The sequence below is a fragment of the Parashewanella spongiae genome, assembly GCF_004358345.1.
GTDB lineage: Bacteria > Pseudomonadota > Gammaproteobacteria > Enterobacterales > Shewanellaceae > Parashewanella > Parashewanella spongiae.
The window spans coordinates 258073-280508 of the sequence record NZ_CP037952.1 but is presented as its reverse complement, the minus strand read 5'-3'; the positions used below and the strand labels follow the sequence as shown (position 1 = coordinate 280508).

The 22436-nt window shown below is 40.2% G+C and carries 15 protein-coding genes; 10 read left to right on the top strand and 5 right to left on the bottom strand.

Going from position 1 to position 22436, the window contains the following annotated elements; genetic code table 11:
• Positions 1–140 precede the first annotated feature (140 nt).
• From E2I05_RS01085 to gcvT, 3 genes are all read left to right on the top strand, one after another.
• Positions 141–770 carry a helix-turn-helix domain-containing protein gene (locus E2I05_RS01085; RefSeq protein WP_121853880.1) on the top strand — a complete coding sequence of 210 codons (630 nt, stop codon included), beginning with the start codon at positions 141–143 and terminating at the stop codon, positions 768–770.
• A gap of 577 nt (positions 771–1347) precedes the next feature.
• Positions 1348–2712 carry an alanine/glycine:cation symporter family protein gene (locus E2I05_RS01080; RefSeq protein WP_121853879.1) on the top strand — a complete coding sequence of 455 codons (1365 nt, stop codon included), beginning with the start codon at positions 1348–1350 and terminating at the stop codon, positions 2710–2712.
• A gap of 295 nt (positions 2713–3007) precedes the next feature.
• The gene (gcvT, locus tag E2I05_RS01075) at positions 3008–4123 is read left to right on the top strand and encodes a glycine cleavage system aminomethyltransferase GcvT (protein WP_121853878.1); all 1116 of its coding nucleotides are present in this window, start codon (positions 3008–3010) and stop codon (positions 4121–4123) included.
• Between the two features lie 308 nt (positions 4124–4431).
• Here the strand turns inward: gcvT and E2I05_RS01070 are convergent, their stop codons facing one another.
• Positions 4432–5319, bottom strand: coding sequence for a hypothetical protein (locus E2I05_RS01070; protein ID WP_121853877.1), 888 nt, complete (start codon positions 5317–5319; stop codon positions 4432–4434).
• A 143-nt stretch (positions 5320–5462) separates the two neighbouring features.
• Here E2I05_RS01070 and E2I05_RS01065 point away from each other — a divergent pair, with 143 nt between their 5' ends.
• On the top strand, positions 5463–6251 hold the full coding sequence (locus E2I05_RS01065) for a substrate-binding periplasmic protein (protein ID WP_121853876.1): 789 nt from the start codon (positions 5463–5465) through the stop codon (positions 6249–6251).
• Between the two features lie 226 nt (positions 6252–6477).
• The gene (locus E2I05_RS01060; protein ID WP_133309425.1) at positions 6478–7983 is read left to right on the top strand and encodes a transposase; all 1506 of its coding nucleotides are present in this window, start codon (positions 6478–6480) and stop codon (positions 7981–7983) included.
• Positions 7984–8213: 230 nt separating this feature from the next.
• On the opposite strand, the gene E2I05_RS01055 is transcribed toward E2I05_RS01060, so the two are convergent.
• On the bottom strand, positions 8214–8579 hold the full coding sequence (locus E2I05_RS01055; RefSeq protein WP_121854579.1) for a hypothetical protein: 366 nt from the start codon (positions 8577–8579) through the stop codon (positions 8214–8216).
• A gap of 635 nt (positions 8580–9214) precedes the next feature.
• Between E2I05_RS01055 and E2I05_RS01050 the strand changes: the two genes are divergently transcribed.
• From E2I05_RS01050 to E2I05_RS01040, 3 genes are all read left to right on the top strand, one after another.
• Positions 9215–9640 carry a hypothetical protein gene (locus E2I05_RS01050; RefSeq protein WP_121854580.1) on the top strand — a complete coding sequence of 142 codons (426 nt, stop codon included), beginning with the start codon at positions 9215–9217 and terminating at the stop codon, positions 9638–9640.
• Positions 9641–9704: 64 nt separating this feature from the next.
• A complete protein-coding gene (locus E2I05_RS01045) occupies positions 9705–10061 on the top strand; it encodes a VOC family protein (protein WP_121854581.1) in 357 nt (118 codons plus the stop codon).
• A 75-nt stretch (positions 10062–10136) separates the two neighbouring features.
• Positions 10137–12047, top strand: coding sequence for an alkaline phosphatase D family protein (locus E2I05_RS01040; protein WP_121854582.1), 1911 nt, complete (start codon positions 10137–10139; stop codon positions 12045–12047).
• A gap of 169 nt (positions 12048–12216) precedes the next feature.
• On the opposite strand, the gene E2I05_RS01035 is transcribed toward E2I05_RS01040, so the two are convergent.
• The gene (locus E2I05_RS01035; protein WP_145964459.1) at positions 12217–13224 is read right to left on the bottom strand and encodes a hypothetical protein; all 1008 of its coding nucleotides are present in this window, start codon (positions 13222–13224) and stop codon (positions 12217–12219) included.
• A 256-nt stretch (positions 13225–13480) separates the two neighbouring features.
• Between E2I05_RS01035 and E2I05_RS01030 the strand changes: the two genes are divergently transcribed.
• On the top strand, positions 13481–14947 hold the full coding sequence (locus tag E2I05_RS01030) for a catalase (protein ID WP_121854584.1): 1467 nt from the start codon (positions 13481–13483) through the stop codon (positions 14945–14947).
• A gap of 587 nt (positions 14948–15534) precedes the next feature.
• Here E2I05_RS01030 and E2I05_RS01025 read toward each other — a convergent pair.
• Positions 15535–17817 (bottom strand): ankyrin repeat domain-containing protein, encoded by a 2283-nt coding sequence (locus tag E2I05_RS01025; protein WP_121854585.1) that lies wholly within the window; start codon positions 17815–17817, stop codon positions 15535–15537.
• 448 nt (positions 17818–18265) lie between these two features.
• Between E2I05_RS01025 and E2I05_RS01020 the strand changes: the two genes are divergently transcribed.
• A complete protein-coding gene (locus E2I05_RS01020) occupies positions 18266–20320 on the top strand; it encodes a hypothetical protein (RefSeq protein ID WP_121854586.1) in 2055 nt (684 codons plus the stop codon).
• A 60-nt stretch (positions 20321–20380) separates the two neighbouring features.
• Here the strand turns inward: E2I05_RS01020 and E2I05_RS01015 are convergent, their stop codons facing one another.
• Positions 20381–22291: a methyl-accepting chemotaxis protein gene (locus tag E2I05_RS01015; RefSeq protein WP_243641129.1), complete on the bottom strand. Its 1911-nt coding sequence runs from the start codon at positions 22289–22291 to the stop codon at positions 20381–20383.
• Between the last annotated feature and the right edge of the window lie 145 nt (positions 22292–22436).

Genomic DNA, 22436 nt, shown 5'->3' with positions numbered 1-22436 from the left:
TTTCCAATAGGAAACATTTTCCACCAAAATGATTGTGAAACAGCTCAAAATAAATATTGATTCACCTTTATAACTGTTTGGCTACACATTAAAATATGCAACAATTGAGCAAACACACTAAAAAATAAAGTAACTGCCACATGAAAAATAATGGAATTACAGATATTTACCCGTCAGTGGCCGTTGCTGAGCAAACTGAAAACCTTTCAGCCGAATCACCTGTTGCTATTGGGCGAGTGTTAAAAAGCCTGCGCACCGAACACAATTTGACCCTTGAGGATGCCAGCAAAAAAACAGGTGTAGCCAAATCGACTCTTTCGAAAATAGAAAACGAGCAAATTTCTCCTACGTTTACTATTCTGCAAAAGCTAGCAAGTGGTCTAGGTATTGAGATCCCACAATTATTTGTCGCGCCTAAGAAACCGCTCACTACAGGGCGTCGAGACATAACAGAAAACCATCAAGGTCAATCACACTTAACAACCACCTACGAACACGAATTATTGGCTGTTCAATTAAGTGGTAAAAAGATGATGCCCTACAAGAGCCGTGTTCATGCGCGCTCTTTTGATGATTTTGGTGAATGGGTGCGCCATGATGGTGAAGAGTTTTTGATCGTATTAGAAGGTGAAATTCAACTTTTAACCGAATTTTACAAACCACGAAAATTATCGACAGGCGATAGTGCCTATTATGATGCCAATATGGGTCACTTAGTGATTTCGACCAGCGACGAAGATGCATTAATTCTATGGATAACCACAGCTTAAGCCTTAGCATTTAATAAAACCCAATTACATGAGCAAGTTTAATTAACTGAATTACAAAGGTTAAACTTGCTCCAATGGTACATTAGACCATACTGCTTCATGCTAATATCAAAAAATTCTAACGTTTTATTTTCAGGTTAAAATTCACTCACATTTCAATTTGCTACCTTTCGATATCCCATCCCAATATTGTTTTTTTTACCTTTTATTGTTAAAAAAAGGTTGAATTTATATTTATTTGCTCTACTTTGTTTCCGATAGGAAACTTCTGTTCTCTTGTTAACAGTTCATCTTTTTTGAATTAATTACAAAAATTTTACAAGCGTTTCGTCGAAAGATAAATTAATCCGTGTGAGAGGGGATTGTTGTTCGACATTACCTTGATAAAAGAATAAGTTAAGCCTCATCGGTGAAACTATTAATAAGAGAGCAGTTTCCTTACTACGCTCCTGAAATGATTGCTGTAAAGGTATAAATGCACACTAGATGCTACTTAAAATCGTTATCAGGAAAATTAAAAGTAAAAATAAGCGGTCGTATCATTGCACAATAAATATAACAAGATAATGAGGTTACTATGGATCTGGTAAGCAATTTTATATCCTACATAAACGGGATTGTATGGGGTAAGCCCATGTTATTGTTCATTTTGGGGGTAGGTTTTTTCCTAATGCTTGGGTTGAGGTTGATGCCAATTCTCAAACTAGGAGCTGGCTTTAAATTACTCTGGAAAGGACGAATCCCAGATAAAGACAAAGACGTTAAAGGGGAAATCAGTCCGTTTAACGCACTCATGACATCCCTTTCTGCCACAATTGGTACTGGTAATATCGCTGGTGTCGCCACTGCAATTTTCCTTGGTGGTCCTGGCGCTCTGTTTTGGATGTGGCTTACAGCACTTGTCGGTATGGCGACTAAGTATGCTGAAGCCGTGCTCGCCATTAAATACCGTGAAACGGATGCCAATGGTGAACACATTGGTGGTCCAATGTATTACATCAAGAATGGCTTAAGCAGCAAATGGACATGGTTAGGTGGTGCATTCGCACTGTTTGGTTCGATTGCTGGTTTCGGTATTGGTAATACGGTACAAGCTAACTCGGTAGCTAATGCACTAGAGTCGACATTCGGTATTGAGCCTATCGTGACTGGTCTTGTATTAATGGTGCTTGTTGGCTTGGTATTAATGGGCGGAATTAAACGTATCGCTGACGTTGCTGGTAAATTAGTGCCTATGATGGCAATTTTTTACATCACGGCTGGTTTCATTGTACTTGGTTTCCACATCACTGAAATTCCTGCAGCGTTATCGCTAATATTCAATTCTGCATTTACAGGTACTGCAGCACAAGGCGGTTTCGCAGGTGCAGCTGTTTGGGCCGCTATCCACTTTGGTGTAGCTCGTGGTGTTTTCTCAAACGAAGCCGGCCTTGGTAGTGCACCGATTGCTCACGCTTCAGCGCAAACACACAACCCTGTAGCTCAAGGCTTAGTCGCTATGCTAGGTACATTTATTGATACTCTAATTGTTTGTACTATTACAGGCCTTGCGATTGTGGTTTCAGGTGAATGGACTTCTGGTGAAACTGGCGCAGCATTAACCGCTAAAGCCTTTGGTTCTGCAATTCCTTTCGGTGATGATCTAGTTGCTATTGCACTTACTGTATTTGCTTTCACAACCATTTTAGGTTGGAGCCTTTACGGTGAAAAATGCGTTCAGTATTTCTTCGGTGTAAAAGCGATTATGCCTTTCCGAATTTTGTGGATTTTAGTTGTACCAATTGGTGCGGCAGGTTCACTTGAATTTATTTGGTTACTGGCTGATACCATGAATGCAATGATGGCCATTCCTAACCTAATTGCACTTGCGCTACTTAGCCCAGTTGTTTTCAAATTGACTCGCGATTACTTCGCTGGTAAGTCAGTGAATGTAGACGACTAAATTTTTATTGTTCATCCTAAATAAATCGGTTGGGAGCGTTCATATACGCAGAAAAAATTATTGATAGCAAGGCATGAATAGCAGCAAGTAGTGGTTCTACTTGCAAAATTTATAACGCAGCTAGCGGTGATTTTGGCAAGTATATGAATGTTCAGCACTCACCTGATGGGTGAACTAGGGTTGTTTAGTTTTGTATTTAACTTCAATAGATTAAAGCTAAATTGTGCGTTCAACCGATTTATTTAGGTTCATTGTCATTAATAAAAGCCGCCCTTGGGCGGCTTTGGAGTAACTTATGTCATCCGATTTACTGCACACCCCACTTTATAGCCTTCATATTGAAGCAGAAGCTAAAATGGTGCCTTTTGCAGGCTACGATATGCCTGTTCAATATCCATTAGGTGTGAAGAAAGAACACCTTCACACTCGTGAAGCTGCAGGCCTTTTTGACGTGTCCCACATGGGACAAGTGTTTTTAAAAGGTGCCAATGCCGCCAAGATGTTAGAAGCATTAACACCTGTTGATATTATGGATTTACCAGAAGGTAAGCAAAAATACGCCTTGTTCACGAATGAACAAGGCGGCCTAATGGATGATTTAATGGTCAGCAATCTTAATGACGGTTTATTTGTTGTCGTGAATGCAGCTTGTAAGGCACAAGACATTGCTCACATGCAGAAAAATCTGGTTGAAGGTGTTGAACTTGAAGTTTGGGATCGTGCACTACTGGCCATTCAGGGCCCAAAAGCGGCTGAAGTCATGGCTCGTTTTGCGCCTGAAGTTGCTGACATGGTGTTCATGGACAGCCGCCGCATCACTATTAACGGCGCAGACTGTATTATCGGTCGTGCTGGTTATACGGGCGAAGATGGTTATGAAATCTCAATGCCTGCTGATCAAGCTGAAGCTATTACTCGTTTATTACTGGCTGAATCAGAAGTTGAATGGGTTGGTTTAGGCGCTCGCGATTCTTTGCGTCTTGAATCAGGTTTATGTTTATATGGTCATGACATTGACACCACCACAACACCTGTTGAAGCGAGCTTGTTGTGGGCGATCAGCAAAAACCGCCGTTTAGGTGGTGAACGTGAAGGCGGTTTCCCGGGCGCTGATATTATTTTGAACCAAATCGTTACCAAAGATGTCAACCGTAAGCGTATTGGTATGAAAGGGTTAGCCAAAGCGCCAGTTCGTGAAGGGGCTGAATTATTTAATGCTGAAGGCGAAAAAATCGGTGTAGTAACCAGTGGTACAGCAGGGCCAAGCGTTGGACACCCTATCGCCATGGGATATGTTGAAAAAGCCTACGCAGCACTTGATACTGATATTTTTGCTGAAGTACGTGGTAAAAGACTGCCTATGCAAGTCGCTAAAATGCCGTTTGTTACTCAACGATACTATCGTGGATAAGTTTTTCAGCGCTACAATGTAAAATGATTAAATGAAGCTAAAAAAGTTGTCTACCGAGAACTTTTAAACTAGAACCATCAGTTGACTGCGTTCTCAAGCGTAGAAAAAATAGCTGATATTAAGGCGTAGCTTGCAGCAAGTAGTTATTCTACTTGCAAAAGTTACAACGCAGATCGCAGCCATTTTAGCAAGCTTGTGAGCGTGGAGCATTTCACTCATTGGGTGAAAAACATGATAATAAAATCATCGTCTTACTCAAACAGTTACTCATATACTCAGCGTTCAACTGATGTTTTTAGGTTTAAGCTTCATTTTTTAAATTTATTCAACCGCTCCGATAATGCTTGCTGAAGCGCCTTCTCTTGCTCTGAATAGCCACATTTCATTGGATGTCCCATGGTGGTTCGATAAGGATCTATCACATCTCCAATGTTTACCACTCGTCTACAAGTATTACCGATACGCTCGATACGCTGTGGATCTAACTCACTATCCAAGGATAATTGCTTTTCAAGTGTTTCAGTTTTGATCAGTATTAAAGGTTTCATGTCTGGTGTAATGACACTGGCTGAACCGTAATGCTCTGAGAGGCGTTGCTGCTTTGACAATTCTGTCAGTCGACTCATCGATCTTTGTTGTAAAAAAGCAGCGGTCGCTTTTTTCACATCAAATTTAACTTTAGGAGTAGGCTCTTTAGTTACTTCCTGACTTTCGATTGATTTTGGTGTTGTTTCATCTACTTCGGCAAGTGCTTCTATTGGTTCAATAGTAACCTCAACAGGCTCTACAACTTCCTCAGCGTTTACTTGTACTGGTTTTGACGGCGCTTGTGAAGGCGTATCTATAGGTTTCACAAGCGCTATTTTAGGCCGCCGATATACATAGGCACGATAGTGAGACTGTTGTTCAATGACTTGAATCGCTTCCATTTTAAATACGCGATCCGATGCGTTCCAACTAAATATGAGCAGCATAAATAAAATGAGATGCACAACTAACACCAGTATCCAACGATAAAAGCATGTTATTGGCATTAACTTTTGGGCTGGAACGTATCCTAGTTTATCAGATTTACGTAACCCATTAAGCGCCTTTAGTTCCCCATCATATTTAAATGTTTTACTTTGATGTTTAGAGTGAATTTCGGTGCACTCAACGACACAATCTTCTGAATAAATAGCCCCTTTAAGATACAAACTAAAATCCGTTTTCTATTTTTTATTTCGTTTTTAGAATAACTTAAAACTAAAAAGTTCAATATTTCACTCTACATACACATCGCAGTCATTAAGGTTAAGTTCTACACTGGATGTAAGTGAAACACTTCTGATAGGTAAAAATGATGAAAAGCTTTAGCACGACCAAGCATGCCACAATTCAGATGATAGTTGGTCTACTACTTGTTCTTTCGAGTTGTTACGCGCAAGCGACACAATCACCCATCACTTTTGTCGTGGATGACTGGTGTCCTTACACTTGTGAGCCTCATTCAGAAAAACCAGGCATTGCCGTTGAAGTCATTAATGCTGTATTCGGCAAAGACAATGTCCAGTTTAAAAGTATGGAATGGCGTGATGCCATTAATGCCGTCGAAGCCGGACAAGCCGATGGGTTGGCCGCGGCTCTCACCAGCGATGCACCATTTTTTATTTTTCAAAAATCAGCCATCACCACCTCAACCATTTGTTTTTTTGTACCACAAACCTTGTCATGGCGATACAAAGATACCACTTCGCTTAACGATAAAAACTTGATCACAGTTGAAGGCTTTTCCTACGGTGAAATCTTAGATAATTACATCGCTCAAACACGTAGAACCAATAAAAATCGAATTGTTGAACTAAAAGATAAAGATGTCGCCATTCAACGCTTTGCGTTTTATCAAGCAAGCGAAAACAATGTCATTGTAGCGGATAACAGAGTGTTTAATCATCAGTTACAAAATTACAATCAATATCAAGTGCCACTTAAATTTCACAATGGCGGTTGCCTCGTCGGTGAAGATTTACATATTGCTTTGTCACCTAAAAACAAAAAACGTTCGCTGACATTGGCACATAAATTTGAATTAGGTCTTCAACAACTTAAATCAAATGGGGAGTTGGCTAAGATTCTCGCGAAGTATTAGCTTTTCAGGACTCTAAGGAAAGTGGCGAAAGAAAGTATACCGATGAGTTCTCGTCACTCCAGCGTAGGCAAGAAACGAAATAACGACAGTTTTGTATGTCGGTAGTCTAGTGCCTTTGCTTTTTTCGGAACCCATCAGATACGGGTAACAAATAAATGAGAAAATCTGAGGAGAAAAACGTTATTTATTGAGATAATAAGCCGACTAAAACTATTCTCAAAATAAAATGCCGATACTCGACCGAACACCGCTTAACTCCTCAGACAAATTCGATCTTCTCTTAAAAACTATCGCTTGCCAAGTGCATGGTGCAGTTTCTTCTCTTTCTGATGAATTTAATGTTTCTCGTAAAGCCGTTTACTCCGCTAAATATGCGGCTCAATCGGCACTAAAGTGCCTTGTTACTACCAACGACGAATCTGATGTCATTACATCTGTAAATGTTGACGTACCACATCTTCGCCGTTCTATTGTGGCTTTATCAATCACAGCACCTAACTCTATTCGAGCAATTGAAGAACAAATCCCACTCATTTATCCAGGCTGTAAAGTCAGTTACGGTTACATTCAAGGCGTTATCGTTGAAGCTCAAGAGCAGGCTGAGTTATTTAACGAAAAAGTGTCGCTATCAGCCATAAAGAGTGTGGCCATCGATGAGATGTTCAGCCAAGGTGACCCCGTACTTGCTGGGATAGATCTCGAAAGTGGTTATTTATTTTCACTCTCTCACGAACAAAAGCGTGACGGTGAAACTTGGGCACGAGTTTTAGGTGAAGCTAAATCACAAGGATTATCACCTCAGCACGTCGTTAAAGATGGAGCAAAAGGAATAGCGAAAGGCGTTAGCATGAGCTTTGAACATGCAGAGCAACGTGATGATGCTTTCCATGCGTTGTATATCGTAGGTAAGGCGCTGAGAAAGGTTGAACGTCGGGCGTACTACTACATTGATAAAGAGGCTAGTTTGGAAAAAAGATTGCGTAAAGATGTATTCGATACAGAGAAAAAGCAGCAGGCAATGGTTGATTTATTAGGCGTGCAAGCGAAATGTGAGCAAGCGATTGAGCAATATGAAAGTGGAACGAAAAGCAGAAATCATCTCCACCAAGCTTTGACCAGTATTTCCATGAAAACGGGTAGCCTCATGACGAAAAAACAGGCTGAAGCCTTGCTAACGAAGGCTGTTGATGGCTTAAAAAATACTGAGCATAAAGATGGCATCACCGCTGCTAGATACATAAAAAATCGTTTGAAAGGACTGACATTAGCAACTCAAGCACTTCACGAAAAGTTACTGAAACTTGGCGAACTTTATCCTCAAGAATGCGTTGAAGTGGCTTGTCGCTTCTCTGAACGAAAGCGCCAATTACGAAAAGCTAAACCTTGGAAAATAGCGCGGTATCAGAAAGAATTAGTTGGCAGTTATCAGTGGTTGCGACTCCGTTTAGGCAAGAGTGCCAGCGAACTTATGCTGCAAGTGGAAGCGTTGCATCAAACTCGCCACAGAGCATCAAGTGCCATTGAAGGGTTTAATGCCACTCTACGGTCTTACCTTTATGTCCGTAAAGGAGTCAATCAAGGTTTCCTCGAGTTATTTAAAGCTTGGTACAACCTTCGCTCAAGACGCTGGGGGAAACATAAAGGAACTTCATCGTATCAGAATATCACAGGGAAAAAAGTTGATGACTGGCTAACAATGCTGAATTTTCCACCTTCGGATTTACACCACTAAGCACTCACAAACTTTGTGTGATTTACGGTAGCGGTTCAACTGAGGTTGAGCTGGCGATCTCTCTTTGATTTGTTACCTTTAAGACCTATGTTTTGATCAGTCCTCTTTTTTCTATAAAAGCCACTGGATACCAGCCTTCGCTGGTAAGACAAAGATTGGTACTTTTTAAATCGCTAGAACCCTAAGCTGGTACTCATTTCAAAAACGGTTCGGCTTTTAAGGAATGTCGATTATTGATTAAAGTTATTGTTTATAGCCGAACCAAAGTCTACATTTATCATCCAAACGATATCTTCCCACTCTTCAAACCCTGTGCCCGTTTCGCCAAAAATAGGATTGTCTACATTGATAGAAATTAACGTCGAAGAAGTCGGGAACCCTGCTGAAGATGGATAAGAAATGATCATCAAGTTATCTTTAAAAACACACTGAGCTACTTTAACCGTTTGCAGCACCTCTAAGTCACCGGTTTGACCTGAGATCCCTGTCGCCTGCCCTGAACAGGTATAGGTATGATTATCAATATCTTTGCCCTTGTGCATCGCCGCACTCGAACAAAAAGACAGTGCAATAAGGAGTAACAATATTTTTTTCATGTTCTTACCTCTTAAGTCAATACAAAAACACTCAAAATAGCGTTGCGGCTATTCAACATTCTAAAAGCTCTAGACATATTGAGCTTGCTATAAAATCAAGCCAAGAATTGCTTGTTCTAATCAAGAGCCGAATTGCATAAATAGTTAACCCAGAAATGTTCCAATGTATGATAGTAGTTCTCTAGATTCATTAGCCCATTGGATTCCTTCCCCCAGAGAAAAAGAGGATTCACTATAAAGTTCCTATCTTGGAACTCACCATGTCGCATCGCTCAGTTTAAAGGTCTTCTGCTTTTATGGAGAACGAACAACACTAAAAGGAGGTTTTCAGCTAAATATCCCTTTAAAGTATGTAGTACGCCTCTTTATGACTTGCTTCACCGCGACAAAAAGTTACGTTAACATAAGCTTTACATTGTAAAACATACTATTGCTTACGATTATATCTTTAAGATTTTATAGAATGAGTTTTCACAGTCGTCAAAGATAAAGTTCAGTTATAAAGGTAACTACCAATAATAATCAGGTAGTTAGCGGGTTTCTATTAGCCACTCCGCGCCTCAATTTATCCAATCACTTTTAGCCTGTTATGCTAGCGCTATGTATCAAGGAAGATTCTGCGAAGACTTTTACCATTGTTACTCTGTTTTAGTTTAGAAACACTCGCTTGTAATAAAGAAACACAAGAGTTTTCACCTTTCGCTGTTGAATTCGAAGGACAGGATAATTTACAGCAAGAATTTAAAACCTTTGAAATATTATCACCAATTAACAAAGGCGATGAATTCCTAAGCAGTATTACTGCTCGACTAAAGGGCGAATTTGAGATTAATTTAGATGTAAGAGAAGATATTAATTACATTGGTGATTATTACTATTCTTTTATAAACATATCAGAAAAAAACATTGATAACATTGAAATTATTTTATCTTATAACACAACAAAAAAAGATAGATCAGATATGCTTTTTTGCGCTAATTGGAAAATCTATAAATTATCCAAACTTCTTAGCTTTGTAACTGCACAAGAAGCACCTCTCCTCCACCGCCAAGATAATTAGGTGTTAGATGAATGTTACTTGATGTATAACAAGTAAATGAAATCTATATTTATAGGCAAATCTAATGAAAAAAAGCATTCAAGTTAATTATTTAGAAATCATCACTCCGAATGTTGATCAAGTTTGTACATCTTACTCAGAAACGTTGCAGGTATCATTTAGCGAAGCGATTGCTGAACTCGGCGGAGCTCGAACCGCCGCTCTCAACAGTGGTGACACATTAGGCATTCGAACGCCAATGCATGACGCTGAAGAACCAACAACACGTCCATATTATCTCGTTGATGATATTAAAATCACTGTCAGTGAGGCCGAAAACTCAGGAGCCCAAGTCTTAGTGCCACCCATGAAAACCTCTCATCGTAGCCAATGTGCAATTGTATCGTTTGATTCCATTCAAAACGGGTTTTGGCAAGTGTAAAACACATAGTTACATCACAGGTATGATAGAAAACAAAAATTCCCCGAACTAACAACAATGAGTGCGATCAGGTCGATGACATCAACAGCTACCAGTACATTACCTTCCATCATATCCGGCCCTATTCTGCGCCATTGCGATTGTGATAATTTCACTCTCTGGTTTGTCAGCAGCACTCCTATTCATGAGCTTTCTGTAACGCTTTCACAAAATAACCAAAGTCATACTCATGCGCTTAATGACGGTGAATTGCACTATGTTCCTTTAGGTCAACGCGCTCATCAATATTTAATTCAGTTAAACAAGCCTGCTTTGTTGGACGTCGAAAGCATCATCGAGTATCAAGTATTCAATCAAGAAGGTAAATCGCTGTTTCAAGATATTCAAGGGCTTTGTTACCCAAAAAACAAGCACACTAACTTTGTCGTAAAAACTGAAGTGGATCATCTGCTTCATGGCTCTTGTCGTAACGCCCATCATAGCAGTGATGATGCGCTAGTCGCCGCTGATCTGAAATTTGCCAAACACTTAACCCCCCAAGAGCGACCAGCATTATTGATGATGAGTGGCGATCAGGTATATGTCGATGACATCTCTGGCCCAATGTTGTTCGCCATTGCTCAAGTCATTCAACTCCTCGGCTTACCCAGCGAACCACTGCCTAATGCAAGCATAACTGATAGCAGCCAGTTAGATTATTCGGCAACTGGTTTGTATCGGCGTGCTAATGAGGTATTACCCAACACACAACATAAAACCAAAACCGCCTTGTGGCACTGGTATACTAATAAACCCATTTTTACTTCTTTGCTGGCTGAAAACCATTTAGTCAGCCTCAGTGAAGTTATCGCCTTGTATTTGCTTTACTGGTCACCGGAGTTATGGAACCAAATTGATATTCCCAAGCAGTTACCCGATCTTCCACCAGCTAAACAAAAGTTGTGGCGGCATCAATGGACACAGTTGCTTAAATTTAAAGCTGGTCTTCCTCAAGTCAGGCGTTTATTGGCGCATATTCCGACTTATATGATATTTGATGATCACGACGTTACAGATGATTGGAACTTAACCGCGAGATGGGAGCAAGCGGCTTACGAAAATCCTATGGCCAAACGCATTATCGGCAACGCCTTGATTGGCTATGCCTTATTCCAAGGCCTTGGTAATGCCCCAAAGAAATTTACTCATAGTATCAATCCGTTGTTAAAACAGTTTTTCGATACTCAAAGTTCGGCTCATCAGGATGAATTAATTCAAGCTTTGCTTAAATTCGAAGACTGGCACTATAGTTTAAATACCTCTCCGAAAGTGGTGGTCATTGATAGCCGTACCCGCCGTTGGCGAAGTGAATCTAACCTCGGTAAACCGTCAGGTTTATTAGACTGGGAAGGCTTAATGGACTTTCAGGCGGAGCTTATCGATCAGTCTAAGGTCATTATTGTTTCTCCTGCTCCAATGTTTGGTGTTAAGCTGATTGAAACCATTCAGCGTACAGCTACCTTATTGGGTGCTTCGTTGCTGGTTGATGCTGAAAATTGGATGGCGCATCCGGGCTCTGCCAATGGCTTACTCAATATTTTCCAACATCGGCGAACGCCGCAAGAGTTTGTAATTCTGTCAGGGGATGTACACTATTCGTTTGCTTATGACGTTCATGTACGAGGCCGGGATTCCAGCCCTAATATTTATCAAATATGTTGTAGCGGCATTAAAAACCAATTCCCTGAAAAATTATTGCCATTTTTTAACCGAGTAAACGGTTGGCTTTTTGGCTATTTCTCCCCGTTAAACTGGTTCACTAAACGCAAAAAAATGTTGATCCGAGGACGTAGGCCAGATGGTCACCGAAGTGATCGCTTAGTCAATAATAGCGGTATCGGTGTTGTACGCCTTGATCAAAAAGGGGCACCGACAGAGATAAGTGTGTTACATGGTGATGGATCAAAAACGAATTTTGAACCGCCCAGACACTCATATTTTGATTAAGTCATTTATGATCACCGACAAAGCTCAGCTAACTTTGTCGTTACTCCAGAGAAGATTGGAAATGAAGTAACTACAGTTTTGTATGTCGGTGGTCTAGAGCTCGGAAACAAACCCCAAAAGGCTCATGTCCCCCCCTCTTGCAGTGTTATGATGATCAATGAGTCACTGCTTAAATTCGACCTTTTTTAATAAGCCGTTTAGCCTTTTTACGCAATTTTTTATCTTCACTGGCTGAACGTGCTTGTTTGGCGAGTGTAATCGCTTGCTGTTTTTCACCCATTAATAACAAGATTTGCGCTTCCCGCAAAACCGGCCATTGTTCAAAAGCTTCAGTGAGTGTTGTAGGGCCTTGTTGAAAGGTTTTGATGGAGGCTAAGGCTTTATCAAGATCTGTTTTTAACTCAATACTATTTTTAGCGTGATAGTAATGAACCAGAAACCAATCGTGATGCTGTTCTTCATCCTCAGGTTTTAACCAAGTAATCGATTGATTCAACAGTTGCTGATTTTTTTCGAACCATTCTTGTTGCTGGTAAAAGTATACGGCCTGCAGTGCGATTTCATGATTTTTTGGATAGTCCGTCAATAATGCCTGTAACTTTGACTCGGCTTTTTCTATCTCGTCTAGGCTTTTAAGGCTATGAAAAACGGTCATGCCCCCTTCATAGGGAAAGTTTTTTTCAAGTAACTGCGCTAATTCATAAGCTTTATCCGTATCGCCACCGACAAAACTCGGCGCGCCCATGTAAAAACCAATTAAACTTTTATTAGTAACTAAATCATCAGGTTGTAATTTATGTGCGGTTTTATAAGCGTTAAGGCAATCTTCTGCGTAGCTTGATGCGGTAAAAATACTTGCGTCCATCGCTTGTTGCGCATGGACATCGCCTTTCATCAACCATTCTTTGGATAATCCAGCTTTATTGTTTGCATCGAAAGCCTTAATCCGTGATTCAATTAAGTCGACCGCTTGCTCAAACTCTTTTTGTTTCACATAAGCGTGCACCTTATATTTTACGACTTTTTGGCTGGCATTATTGTCGATTTGTGTAATTAACTCATTATAGTTTTTATCTTGATACAGCTGTTTAGCTTGCTGCTCAGTTAACGCTGCAGAAGCTGAAAAAACCACCAACATCATAAATCCAAAGAATATCCTTTTCATAAAACCTTTCATCTAAGTTATCATTTTGTTAATTATAAGAGAGTGATAATAACATTAAGTTCCATTCTTTATGTTATTGAAATCTTATATCCGCTCGGCGGACAGTTAATCAAACTCATCTAGTTTATTGCTAATAGATATTAGGCTTAGAACTCTTTTCATCCATACTTAACTTGTATTTTAAGTTTTGCTTACCTATATCCGTGTTCCCTCAATCCGTTTTTAATCGTCGCTCGTCACGCTTTAGGTATTAATTGGAGATCCTCTTATGACAGATAAAAAGCTGACTACAGCCTCGGGCTGCCCTGTAGCTCATAATCAACATGTTGCAACCGCAGGGCAAAAAGGTCCACAGTTATTACAAGATGTATGGTTTTTAGAAAAACTGGCACATTTTGATCGAGAGGTGATCCCCGAGCGGCGAATGCACGCTAAAGGCTCAGGTGCTTATGGTACTTTCACCGTAACCCACGACATTAGCCAATACACTAAAGCCGCGATTTTCTCCAAAGTCGGTAAAAAAACCGAGATGTTTGCACGTTTTACTACTGTAGCGGGTGAGCGGGGAGCCGCGGATGCCGAGCGAGACATCCGTGGATTTGCCTTAAAGTTTTATACCGAGCAAGGTAATTGGGATTTGGTAGGCAATAATACGCCTGTGTTCTTTTTACGGGATCCAATTAAGTTTCCTGATCTCAACCATGCTGTTAAGCGTGATCCAAAAACCAACCTTCGAAGTGCTAAAAATAATTGGGACTTTTGGACATCATTACCGGAAACATTGCATCAGATCACTATCACCATGAGCGATCGTGGTATTCCTGCCAGTTATCGGCATATGAACGGTTATGGTAGTCATACTTTTAGTCTCATCAATGCTAAAAATGATCGTTTTTGGGTTAAATTTCATTTTAAGTGCCAGCAAGGGATCAAAAACCTTACCGACGAAGAAGCCACTCTTTTAATTGGCCAAGATCGCGAAAGCCATCAACGAGATCTGTTTGATCATATTGAACAAGGGGACTTTCCCCGTTGGACGTTATTGGTGCAAGTTATGCCTGAAACCGATGCCGACAAAGTAAAATATGATCCGTTTGATCTCACCAAAGTTTGGCCTCATGAAGATTATCCTCTTCAAGAAGTCGGGGTAATGGAACTCAACAAGAACCCTGAAAATTTCTTCGCCGAGGTTGAACAATCAGCATTTAATCCCGCCAGCATTGTTCCCGGGATCAGTTTTTCTCCTGACAAAATGTTGCAAGGTCGGTTATTTTCTTATGGTGATGCCCAGCGATACCGTCTTGGGGTTAATCATCACCTTATTCCTGTTAACGCGCCTCGTTGTCCTGTTCATAGTTATCATCGGGATGGGCAAATGCGTGTTGATGGGAATCATGGTGGCACACTTGGTTATGAGCCTAATAATGAAAATGAATGGGCTGAACAGCCTGACTTTTCGGAGCCGCCTCTAGCGCTTTCTGGTACGGCTGATCACTGGACACATGTTGATGATGATCACTTCACGCAACCGGGCAATTTATTCCGCATTATGACAAAAGACGAACAGCAACGCTTATTTAGCAATACCGCAAGTGCAATGAGTGGCGTACCGATTGAGATTCAATCTAAGCATGTGCTTCACTGCATGAAAGCCGATAAAGAATATGGTTTGGGTGTAGCCAAAGCCCTAGCTTTAGACAATAAAATTATCGAAAAATTGCAGAAAGCCATATAACTCCGTGAGTACCAACAAAGCTCTAACTTTACCGTCACTCCATGGTAAGCTGGAAACGAAGTAACGACAATTTTGTATATCGGTAATCTAAGGTCTGTTGATCTTTCAGGATTAAATTTTGTGCTATTTGAGCATTAATCTGTTCAAGGCGTGAGCGGTGATGCTTAGCCATCTAAGTGAGCTGGTCACAACACAGAACAGTGAATGCTCAAAAGCATCGAAAAAAGAGAGAGCGTAAATTGGTCGCTCTTTCTAAATAAAAGGTGCTGCGTTATCGTTTTCTTATTTGGAAACGAAGTAACGACAGTTTTGTATGTCGATAATAACCAAACCTCACAAACTCTGCCTTGCATAAAATAACCAATTTATCGCTGCAAAACAATCACGAAAGATCAACAGACCCTAGTGTTTTTCTTTTTGGAAAAGCCACTGGATACCAGCCTACGCTGGTATGACAATATAGTTACTATATTGTTCAATGAGTTATTTAACCTACAGTAACTTTGGCTGGCTTAATGGGTGATCAGCTATAATTTTAAACATGAAACTACAAGCAGCTGGGAGCCAACTTTCATCTGCTTATTGATTCAGTCTGCTTTCGGTATTTTTGAAGTAATTAAGCCTAACAAGTTAAATTGCCTATCAGCTATCGCATACATGCCTATACTCCATCTATAAACATTATCTAAATGTTCAAGCGTTTCAAGATCTGATACTTTGATCAAAGCTTTAAGTATTTCGATATGCCCATTATCATAGGCGATATGTTGTACCGAGCGTCCCTCGCGATCATAGACATTTTGCGCTACCTTTTTCGATTCTAACAATTGTTTTACAAGTTCGATGTCTCCTTTTTCAGCTGTAACCATCAACGCTGTCTTGCCGTGCTGTTCCTGCCCATTAATAATGCTTGGATCTAAATTTTTCAACAAGATGCCCACAACTTCCCTATTCCCACAGTAGCAGGCTAGGTGTAGTATATTTTCTTGTGAGCCTAACACTACCCCAAGCTCACACGTTTCCATCTTCAGAAGTTCTTTTAATAACTCTACATGACCGCCCATACAAACCGCTTGTATTGGAAAAGTCCCTGTTACTGGCTCGGCGCGGTTAGGATCAGCACCAAAACGGCACAATCTAGCAATACTCTTGCTATCATTTCTTTCATAGGCTTTATATAACCAAGTTTGCAAAAGATCCTCAGTTGCATGTTCTTGCAAAAACGACTCTTCGATGAACTTAGGCAGTCTGGGCTCGACCAACCTTGGATCTTTCATATCTAGCCCCCCCAATTTGGGGTGGACTTTCAACAAAGAGGCGGTAACTTCTGGCAGCCGACACATAATAGAGACTCGATCATATTCTTTAGAAAACGCTGTTTGCTGTTTGCTCCATTCAATCACTGCTGCTTGCATGACTGTTTCATTAAATCTTTGTCTTACGATTTCTTTTAAAAATTCATGTGAAGCACTGGTTGGATCGGCTCCAAGAAATGCAGCAAATTTACCACTTTTATCCCACAAACAGGCGCAACAAAAACTCTTGAGCTCATCGAAATCAGTTGTTTGATTAATAAACTGATGGATCAAGGCTATCGCTTGTTTTGCTGGTATCGAGGCTAAATCAACTTTTGATAAGCAGCTAATTGTTGGTGTAGATCGCTTAGTGTCGTCATTGGCTTCTAGACTAAAAAATAAGTCCGAAAGACTGACAATGCGAGTGCAACTATCGGTTTTTACAACATCGACTAATTCTGTAGGTTGCTTGATAATTTTTGCTATGTGTTCGGCAATTTTATGGTGTAAGCTTTCGAAAATTTCAGCTTCGGAGTAGCCTCCAAGCAATGTTTTTAACTCTCTAGTGCTGAGCCCTGTATACAGCGCAGTTTTGGTCAGTGACTTGAAGGCGCCCACCTGATACCTAACCTTATCTTCCTTAGTTTTCATCGAACACTTAGACTTTACTTCTTCGACACTGATTTTCACCAGTTCTAGCACCAGCATTCTTGGCGCTAATGCTGACTCAACTTGTGATTCAAACGCAGCACGACACTCTTCAGACTGAAGCGCCCAAGCTAAGGCTTTTTCAGTAGGTTTATATTTGATTTTAAATCCATATTTCTCAGCGCATGAATCAATCAAATAATTTCGGTTAAATTTAGCATTCGTTGTATGCGATGGGTGACTGATCAAAAATTCATCAGCTTGATGTTCTAATTGACAATATGCGATTTCATGTGCGGCTTGACCTAATTTTGTATTTGCCAAACGAAGGTTCGTTAGTGCTTTAGCAAGGTGGCTTGGTTTTAATGATTGGCTTGTCACTTCGGTAAATATTTGCGTTAAGGCGGCTTTTTTAATTTCCGGGTTAATATCTTTAGAAGATAGTAAACTTTTAATTTCTTCAAGTTGATCAACCACTTCTTTTTTGAACTTTAATGATGTCTCAGCAGTTGGAGCTACCACTGCACAATCCGGTTCAATGCCAAAACCCAAAATGTTTACTTTAACAGCATATAAATTATTTAGAACCTGCTCTTGTGTTGGTTCTTTTTTGAGGCTAAACAGTTTTTGCTCAACAACAATAGCTCTTATTTCTTCGATGACAAGGTGTATGGGATCTTTGTCTTCTTGGTAAAATACTTCATACTCTTCATTACCTTCTTTCACGGTAACAAAATTAACATTATGTGCCTCTTCCGTACTCTTTTTCCCGTCCATCCCCTGTACTGATTTTGTCGGCAGGTGACTTTGAGCGTATTCCCTCATCATGTGTATTTTTGCACCTATCTTGACCCCAGCCATAGATTTAACTCCGAAATAACCAACTTGTGTTCTGAATAAAATCTTTATAAAGGTAATGCACGCCATACATCAAATAAATGTTGTAGTTCATCAAGCTACAGTTAAGAAATGGCTGAATAAACAGAGATATATTGAAAAACTGACTTGCTTTATGCTTTAGGGATCTAGCGATTTAGAAAGTGCCAATCTTTGTCATACCAGCGAAAGCTGGTATCCAGTGACTTTTATAGAAAAAAGCAAAAACACTAGGCTTTATTTAATTCTATTGATTTCTTACTCCCTCCTTTTTTCAAATATTGAGATGAGAAAATCACCATATTTACTGTTCGTAAACTCATATTAATTTAAAATTAACGCATCACGAAGCAACGGTAACCAACTGAATTTAATTGTAAATTCCTAATGTAATTAAATTTACACCTTGTTATTATTGTTTCACTACTATTGTAATTGTTGATCTATTTTTTATATTGATGCCAAAATTATTACTGTCTTCTTTTTATTAGGTAGTTAATTGAGCATATCTTTTCCAAAAATTAGCATTATTGATAACAGCTTTTTGGCTGATTCTATTGATACGGCCTCTATGCCTGTGGCTGAGGATCCATCAGCAAATGAACAAATTAAAAATAAATGTCGCCATGATGCCCATGAATTGAAAGAAATAGCACATCGAAAACTGCCCCCGAGTAGTCCAGAGCTAGTAAATATCGATTATATTTATGCCTGCCTTTCTAATCCATCGATACCTGATATCACTTTAAGAAATGAGCCTTTTGCGAGTTTAATTCCACAAATTAATGAGTTACTGCAATTTCTCGAGCACAAAAGACCAAATATAGTCCTAATCGCTTTATTTCAAATTTCGGCCGCTGTGACCTCAAGCATCACTTCATCCAATATTTTTCTTCGGGTTGGATTATTCAGCCAGTGCTTAACCATGCTCAAAAATGCTAGAAACTATTTGGATAAAAAACCAGTTAAAACACAACCTAAAAAACCGATTGTAATGGTTGCACCTTTTCATCATCAGGCCAATCCAGCTAGACCTGCCTATCAAGCACCATTGCCAACCAGAGCGCCATCTTTACCTAACTTTTCAGTCTGTTCGGCTACAAACACACAACCTGCAACCTACAAGCAAGTTCTGGCCACTAAGCCTAGTCTGAGAGTATCTCCTTATTCACACCGTAAAATGATGTCGAACCCACAGACTGATCATCTTGCTGCTTCAACGCCGACAAGAGTCAACCACACACCAACAAGTAGAATCACTGAATTTCCTCAACCAGAGAGTTCACCAACCGTGAGCAGTTCAACTGAAATGTGCACCGAATGGCCAGATTTACACCATGATGAAAGCAAGCTAATCGTTGAGCTGTTAGACTTTGAAGAACTGTATGCAAAAAACGCGTCACTTCAAGCCAGCTCTCATCAGCACCTTCACTCTATCGCTCTCGATCCAATCGATTTAAAAGAAGAATTAGAGTTTTTCGGGAAAATAAGTCTTATTGCTAGCGGTGTTTGTCCATTATTACAACAACCTTTACATACACTTAAAGAAAAAGTAGTAACGATAAATCAATCAAACACTAACAATAAAACCGCTGATAAAGCTGTCGTAGCCTCTTTTGCTGACATTTTACAACGCTTACAATTGATAGAGTGTAAATTGTCAAATGAGTCGTGGCGACTTATTCTGGTTTTAATGCTTCCCGATACGCTTTTGAAAAGCGATAAAATCCAAAAATCATTGTGGATAACTTCTCATTTTATAAAACAAAATCATGCCGAAAAAATCAACCGTAAAGTTAGCAAACTTAGCCAATTATTTGATCTTGACGCCATTGACATGGCACGAATTATCGGTAAAGAGAAACTTGGAGATTCCCTTGTTGTATTGGAGTATCAACAAAGCCGAACAAAACGAGTCCAGCATGCCATAAATGCAGATCAGTTTGCGGCAGACTACCGAAGTCAAATAGAGAGGAAGCTCCATAAAAAGCCCTCATCTCCCTCCGTTCATCGATTAGCTGCAGACAAAGGCGCTTCTCATAACTCGATTGTTCATCAACGCCCAATGCCACCTTCAGTGACGCTTTCTAAGCAATACAAACAAATTTTTATGACAGTGAAAGAATTTAGCCTGTGTGTATTTTCAAAAGAGTCACTCGAAGATGAAATTAAGCAATGCCAAAAGGATGTTCTTACTCTTTCATTAAGCTCCAACCAAAGGGGAGCATTTACCGCATTAGGGAAGCATTTACAAAAAACTTTGCAACAGTTTGATTGGCATGAAAATACAGGAGGTGTTCAAGCCGCAATCATCTCTCTAATGTTTGATACAGCTGCCGACATAACAAAGTTTGCTGATCATATTCAACAAAGCCATTTAGCGTTAACAGAACCAAATGGAGCAAGATTTAACAAAATAATTTCTGCAAAAGTTATGCGTGAGGGCACGACGGCTTACCAAATGGCATTATTGCTCAATAAGCCTAATTTAGCCGCTCGATTAAAACCTAAATCCCAATGCCGTAAATGGATGGCTGGTTGTAACATTCAGTAAGAAATAGGCCTACTGTATGAACGCAACCAGCCACTCAGGCTTATACTAATTTCGGCTGTGTCACACCAACTTAAATTTACCCACTACAGATTTCAACTCGCAATTGGCATTCGCAAGATTTGAAGTTTGCTTAACACTCGACTCACCGTTCATTGACAGCTCATTCGCCATTTCACTGATCGCCGCCATGTTTCGAGTGATTTCGTCTGACACTGAGCTTTGCTCTTCCGCCGCAGTAGCAATTTGTGTGTTTAAATCATTAATCTGGTTGACCGACTCTACAATACCGTCCAAATCTTCCGCCACATTATCTGTGGCATCGGCCGTCTGCTCACAAGTTGATTTCGTTGCCTGCATTGCCGAAATAGCGGATGTCGAGCCATTACGTAACTTAGTGAGTGTCTGTTCGATTTCCGCAGTGCTGGTTTGAGTACGCGCAGCCAGCGCTCTAACTTCATCGGCGACGACGGCAAAACCTCGCCCTTGCTCTCCGGCTCGTGCCGCTTCAATAGCCGCATTAAGTGCCAATAAATTAGTTTGTTCGGCAATTTCACCAATGACTTTCAACACATTAGTAATATCAATGGTATCGCGGTCAATTTCAGCAATATTCTCTGATGTCGCTTCGACTTCTTGTACCAACTGCGCCACGGTTGAAGTCGCCCGTGCGACCACTTGCTTAGACGTTAATGCTTGTTCATTGGTTGTTTGAGTAAATGCCGCGGTTTCCGAGCCATTTCTCGCCACATCATTGGCAGTAGCGCTCATTTCTTCAATGGCGGCAACAATTTGTTCAGTTTCTTGAGTGTGTGCATTAAGAATTTGCTTATTGGCATCCGCTTCTGCTTTTAATCGCTCGATACTGCCATCAATTGAATCTGATGAGTTTTTCACTTCTAGCATGAGTGCTTGCAGTTGCCCAATAAATTGGTTGATGCCTGTTGCAATTTCACCTAAGTCGTCTTGTGTATCAATTGACAAGCGGCTGGTTAAATCACCATTGCCTTTGGATAAATCCAGCGCCATTTCTTTTAAGTGATTGATTGGGCGGTAGATCATTTGCAGTACCATATACATCAGTACAATACTGACAATAATCATAATAACAGACGAAATAACTGATTGTGTCAGCACATCATCCAATGAGGCATACGCCACTGACTTATTTACTCCAATGAACAAATGCCATTTTTTACCGTTCACTAGCGGAATAGCCTGAGTAAACGCCAACTTATCAATGCCTTTGAGCGTGTATTCTTGCATTGTCTTAGGTTGAGAGAGCATTTTATTCTCAACATCCCTCATACCTGCATCTCTAAAATGAATGCCTTTCACGACAACTTGGGAGTTTGAGGCCATCACTTTACCACTGCCGTCTGTAATTACTGTTACAGCGCCAGGATAATTAATACTCGCTACGGTTTGCTCTAAGATAGTTAATTCAATATCAACGAGAGCGACACCATCGCCCATCGATTTCATGATAGAAACGACGTCATTTCCCGTAGTTGCATCTGGATAAACATCTGTTATATCGGTTACTTGCGAAGACTTTGCTTGGCGATACCATGGCCGTTGCAAAACTTCATATTTGCCACGAATGGCGACACCATCATTCCACGCCTCACCTACTGTTGTGGAGTAGGCGTTTCCATCGTCAAAACCAATAAAAATGTCGGTGACATTACTGGTTGCTTTAGCCGTTCTTGCAACCGAGGCAAAATCACTTTGGTACACGCTATTTTGGTAGGCAGAAGCTAGGCCGTTAACCACGTCGGCTTTCGATTGAAACCATCGCTCAATTTTTGTTGCTTCTGTATCTAAAATACGCTGTGATGTTTGGTTAACTTCCGAGATAGTTGCATCTCGAATTTGTATATAAGACATCCAGTTGGCAATTAATAACGACCCCATTATTAATGCTATCATCGAAGCGATTAACGCTCGTTTAAACCCCAAAAATTTAATCACAAAACCACCGCTATTGTTATTTTCGAAAATTAAGCTATGTGAAGAAACTCCATAACACTTTGTTATGTTTTATATAATTATGATAAATATTGTTATAGAGTTTCATGGGCTTCCAGCCTTTATATCTCACCATCTTCCTTTGAAT

What these genes read in the sequence shown, in the direction of transcription:
- E2I05_RS01040 (WP_121854582.1), top strand. Translation starts at nt 10,137, where the DNA reads ATGACATCAACAGCTACCAGTACATTACCTTCCATCATATCCGGCCCT.
- E2I05_RS01080 (WP_121853879.1), top strand. Translation starts at nt 1,348, where the DNA reads ATGGATCTGGTAAGCAATTTTATATCCTACATAAACGGGATTGTATGG.
- E2I05_RS01025 (WP_121854585.1), bottom strand. Translation starts at nt 17,817, where the DNA reads ATGGCGTGCATTACCTTTATAAAGATTTTATTCAGAACACAAGTTGGT.
- E2I05_RS01055 (WP_121854579.1), bottom strand. Translation starts at nt 8,579, where the DNA reads ATGAAAAAAATATTGTTACTCCTTATTGCACTGTCTTTTTGTTCGAGT.
- gcvT (WP_121853878.1), top strand. Translation starts at nt 3,008, where the DNA reads ATGTCATCCGATTTACTGCACACCCCACTTTATAGCCTTCATATTGAA.
- E2I05_RS01060 (WP_133309425.1), top strand. Translation starts at nt 6,478, where the DNA reads ATGCCGATACTCGACCGAACACCGCTTAACTCCTCAGACAAATTCGAT.
- E2I05_RS01035 (WP_145964459.1), bottom strand. Translation starts at nt 13,224, where the DNA reads ATGAAAGGTTTTATGAAAAGGATATTCTTTGGATTTATGATGTTGGTG.
- E2I05_RS01085 (WP_121853880.1), top strand. Translation starts at nt 141, where the DNA reads ATGAAAAATAATGGAATTACAGATATTTACCCGTCAGTGGCCGTTGCT.
- E2I05_RS01065 (WP_121853876.1), top strand. Translation starts at nt 5,463, where the DNA reads ATGATGAAAAGCTTTAGCACGACCAAGCATGCCACAATTCAGATGATA.
- E2I05_RS01030 (WP_121854584.1), top strand. Translation starts at nt 13,481, where the DNA reads ATGACAGATAAAAAGCTGACTACAGCCTCGGGCTGCCCTGTAGCTCAT.
- E2I05_RS01045 (WP_121854581.1), top strand. Translation starts at nt 9,705, where the DNA reads ATGAAAAAAAGCATTCAAGTTAATTATTTAGAAATCATCACTCCGAAT.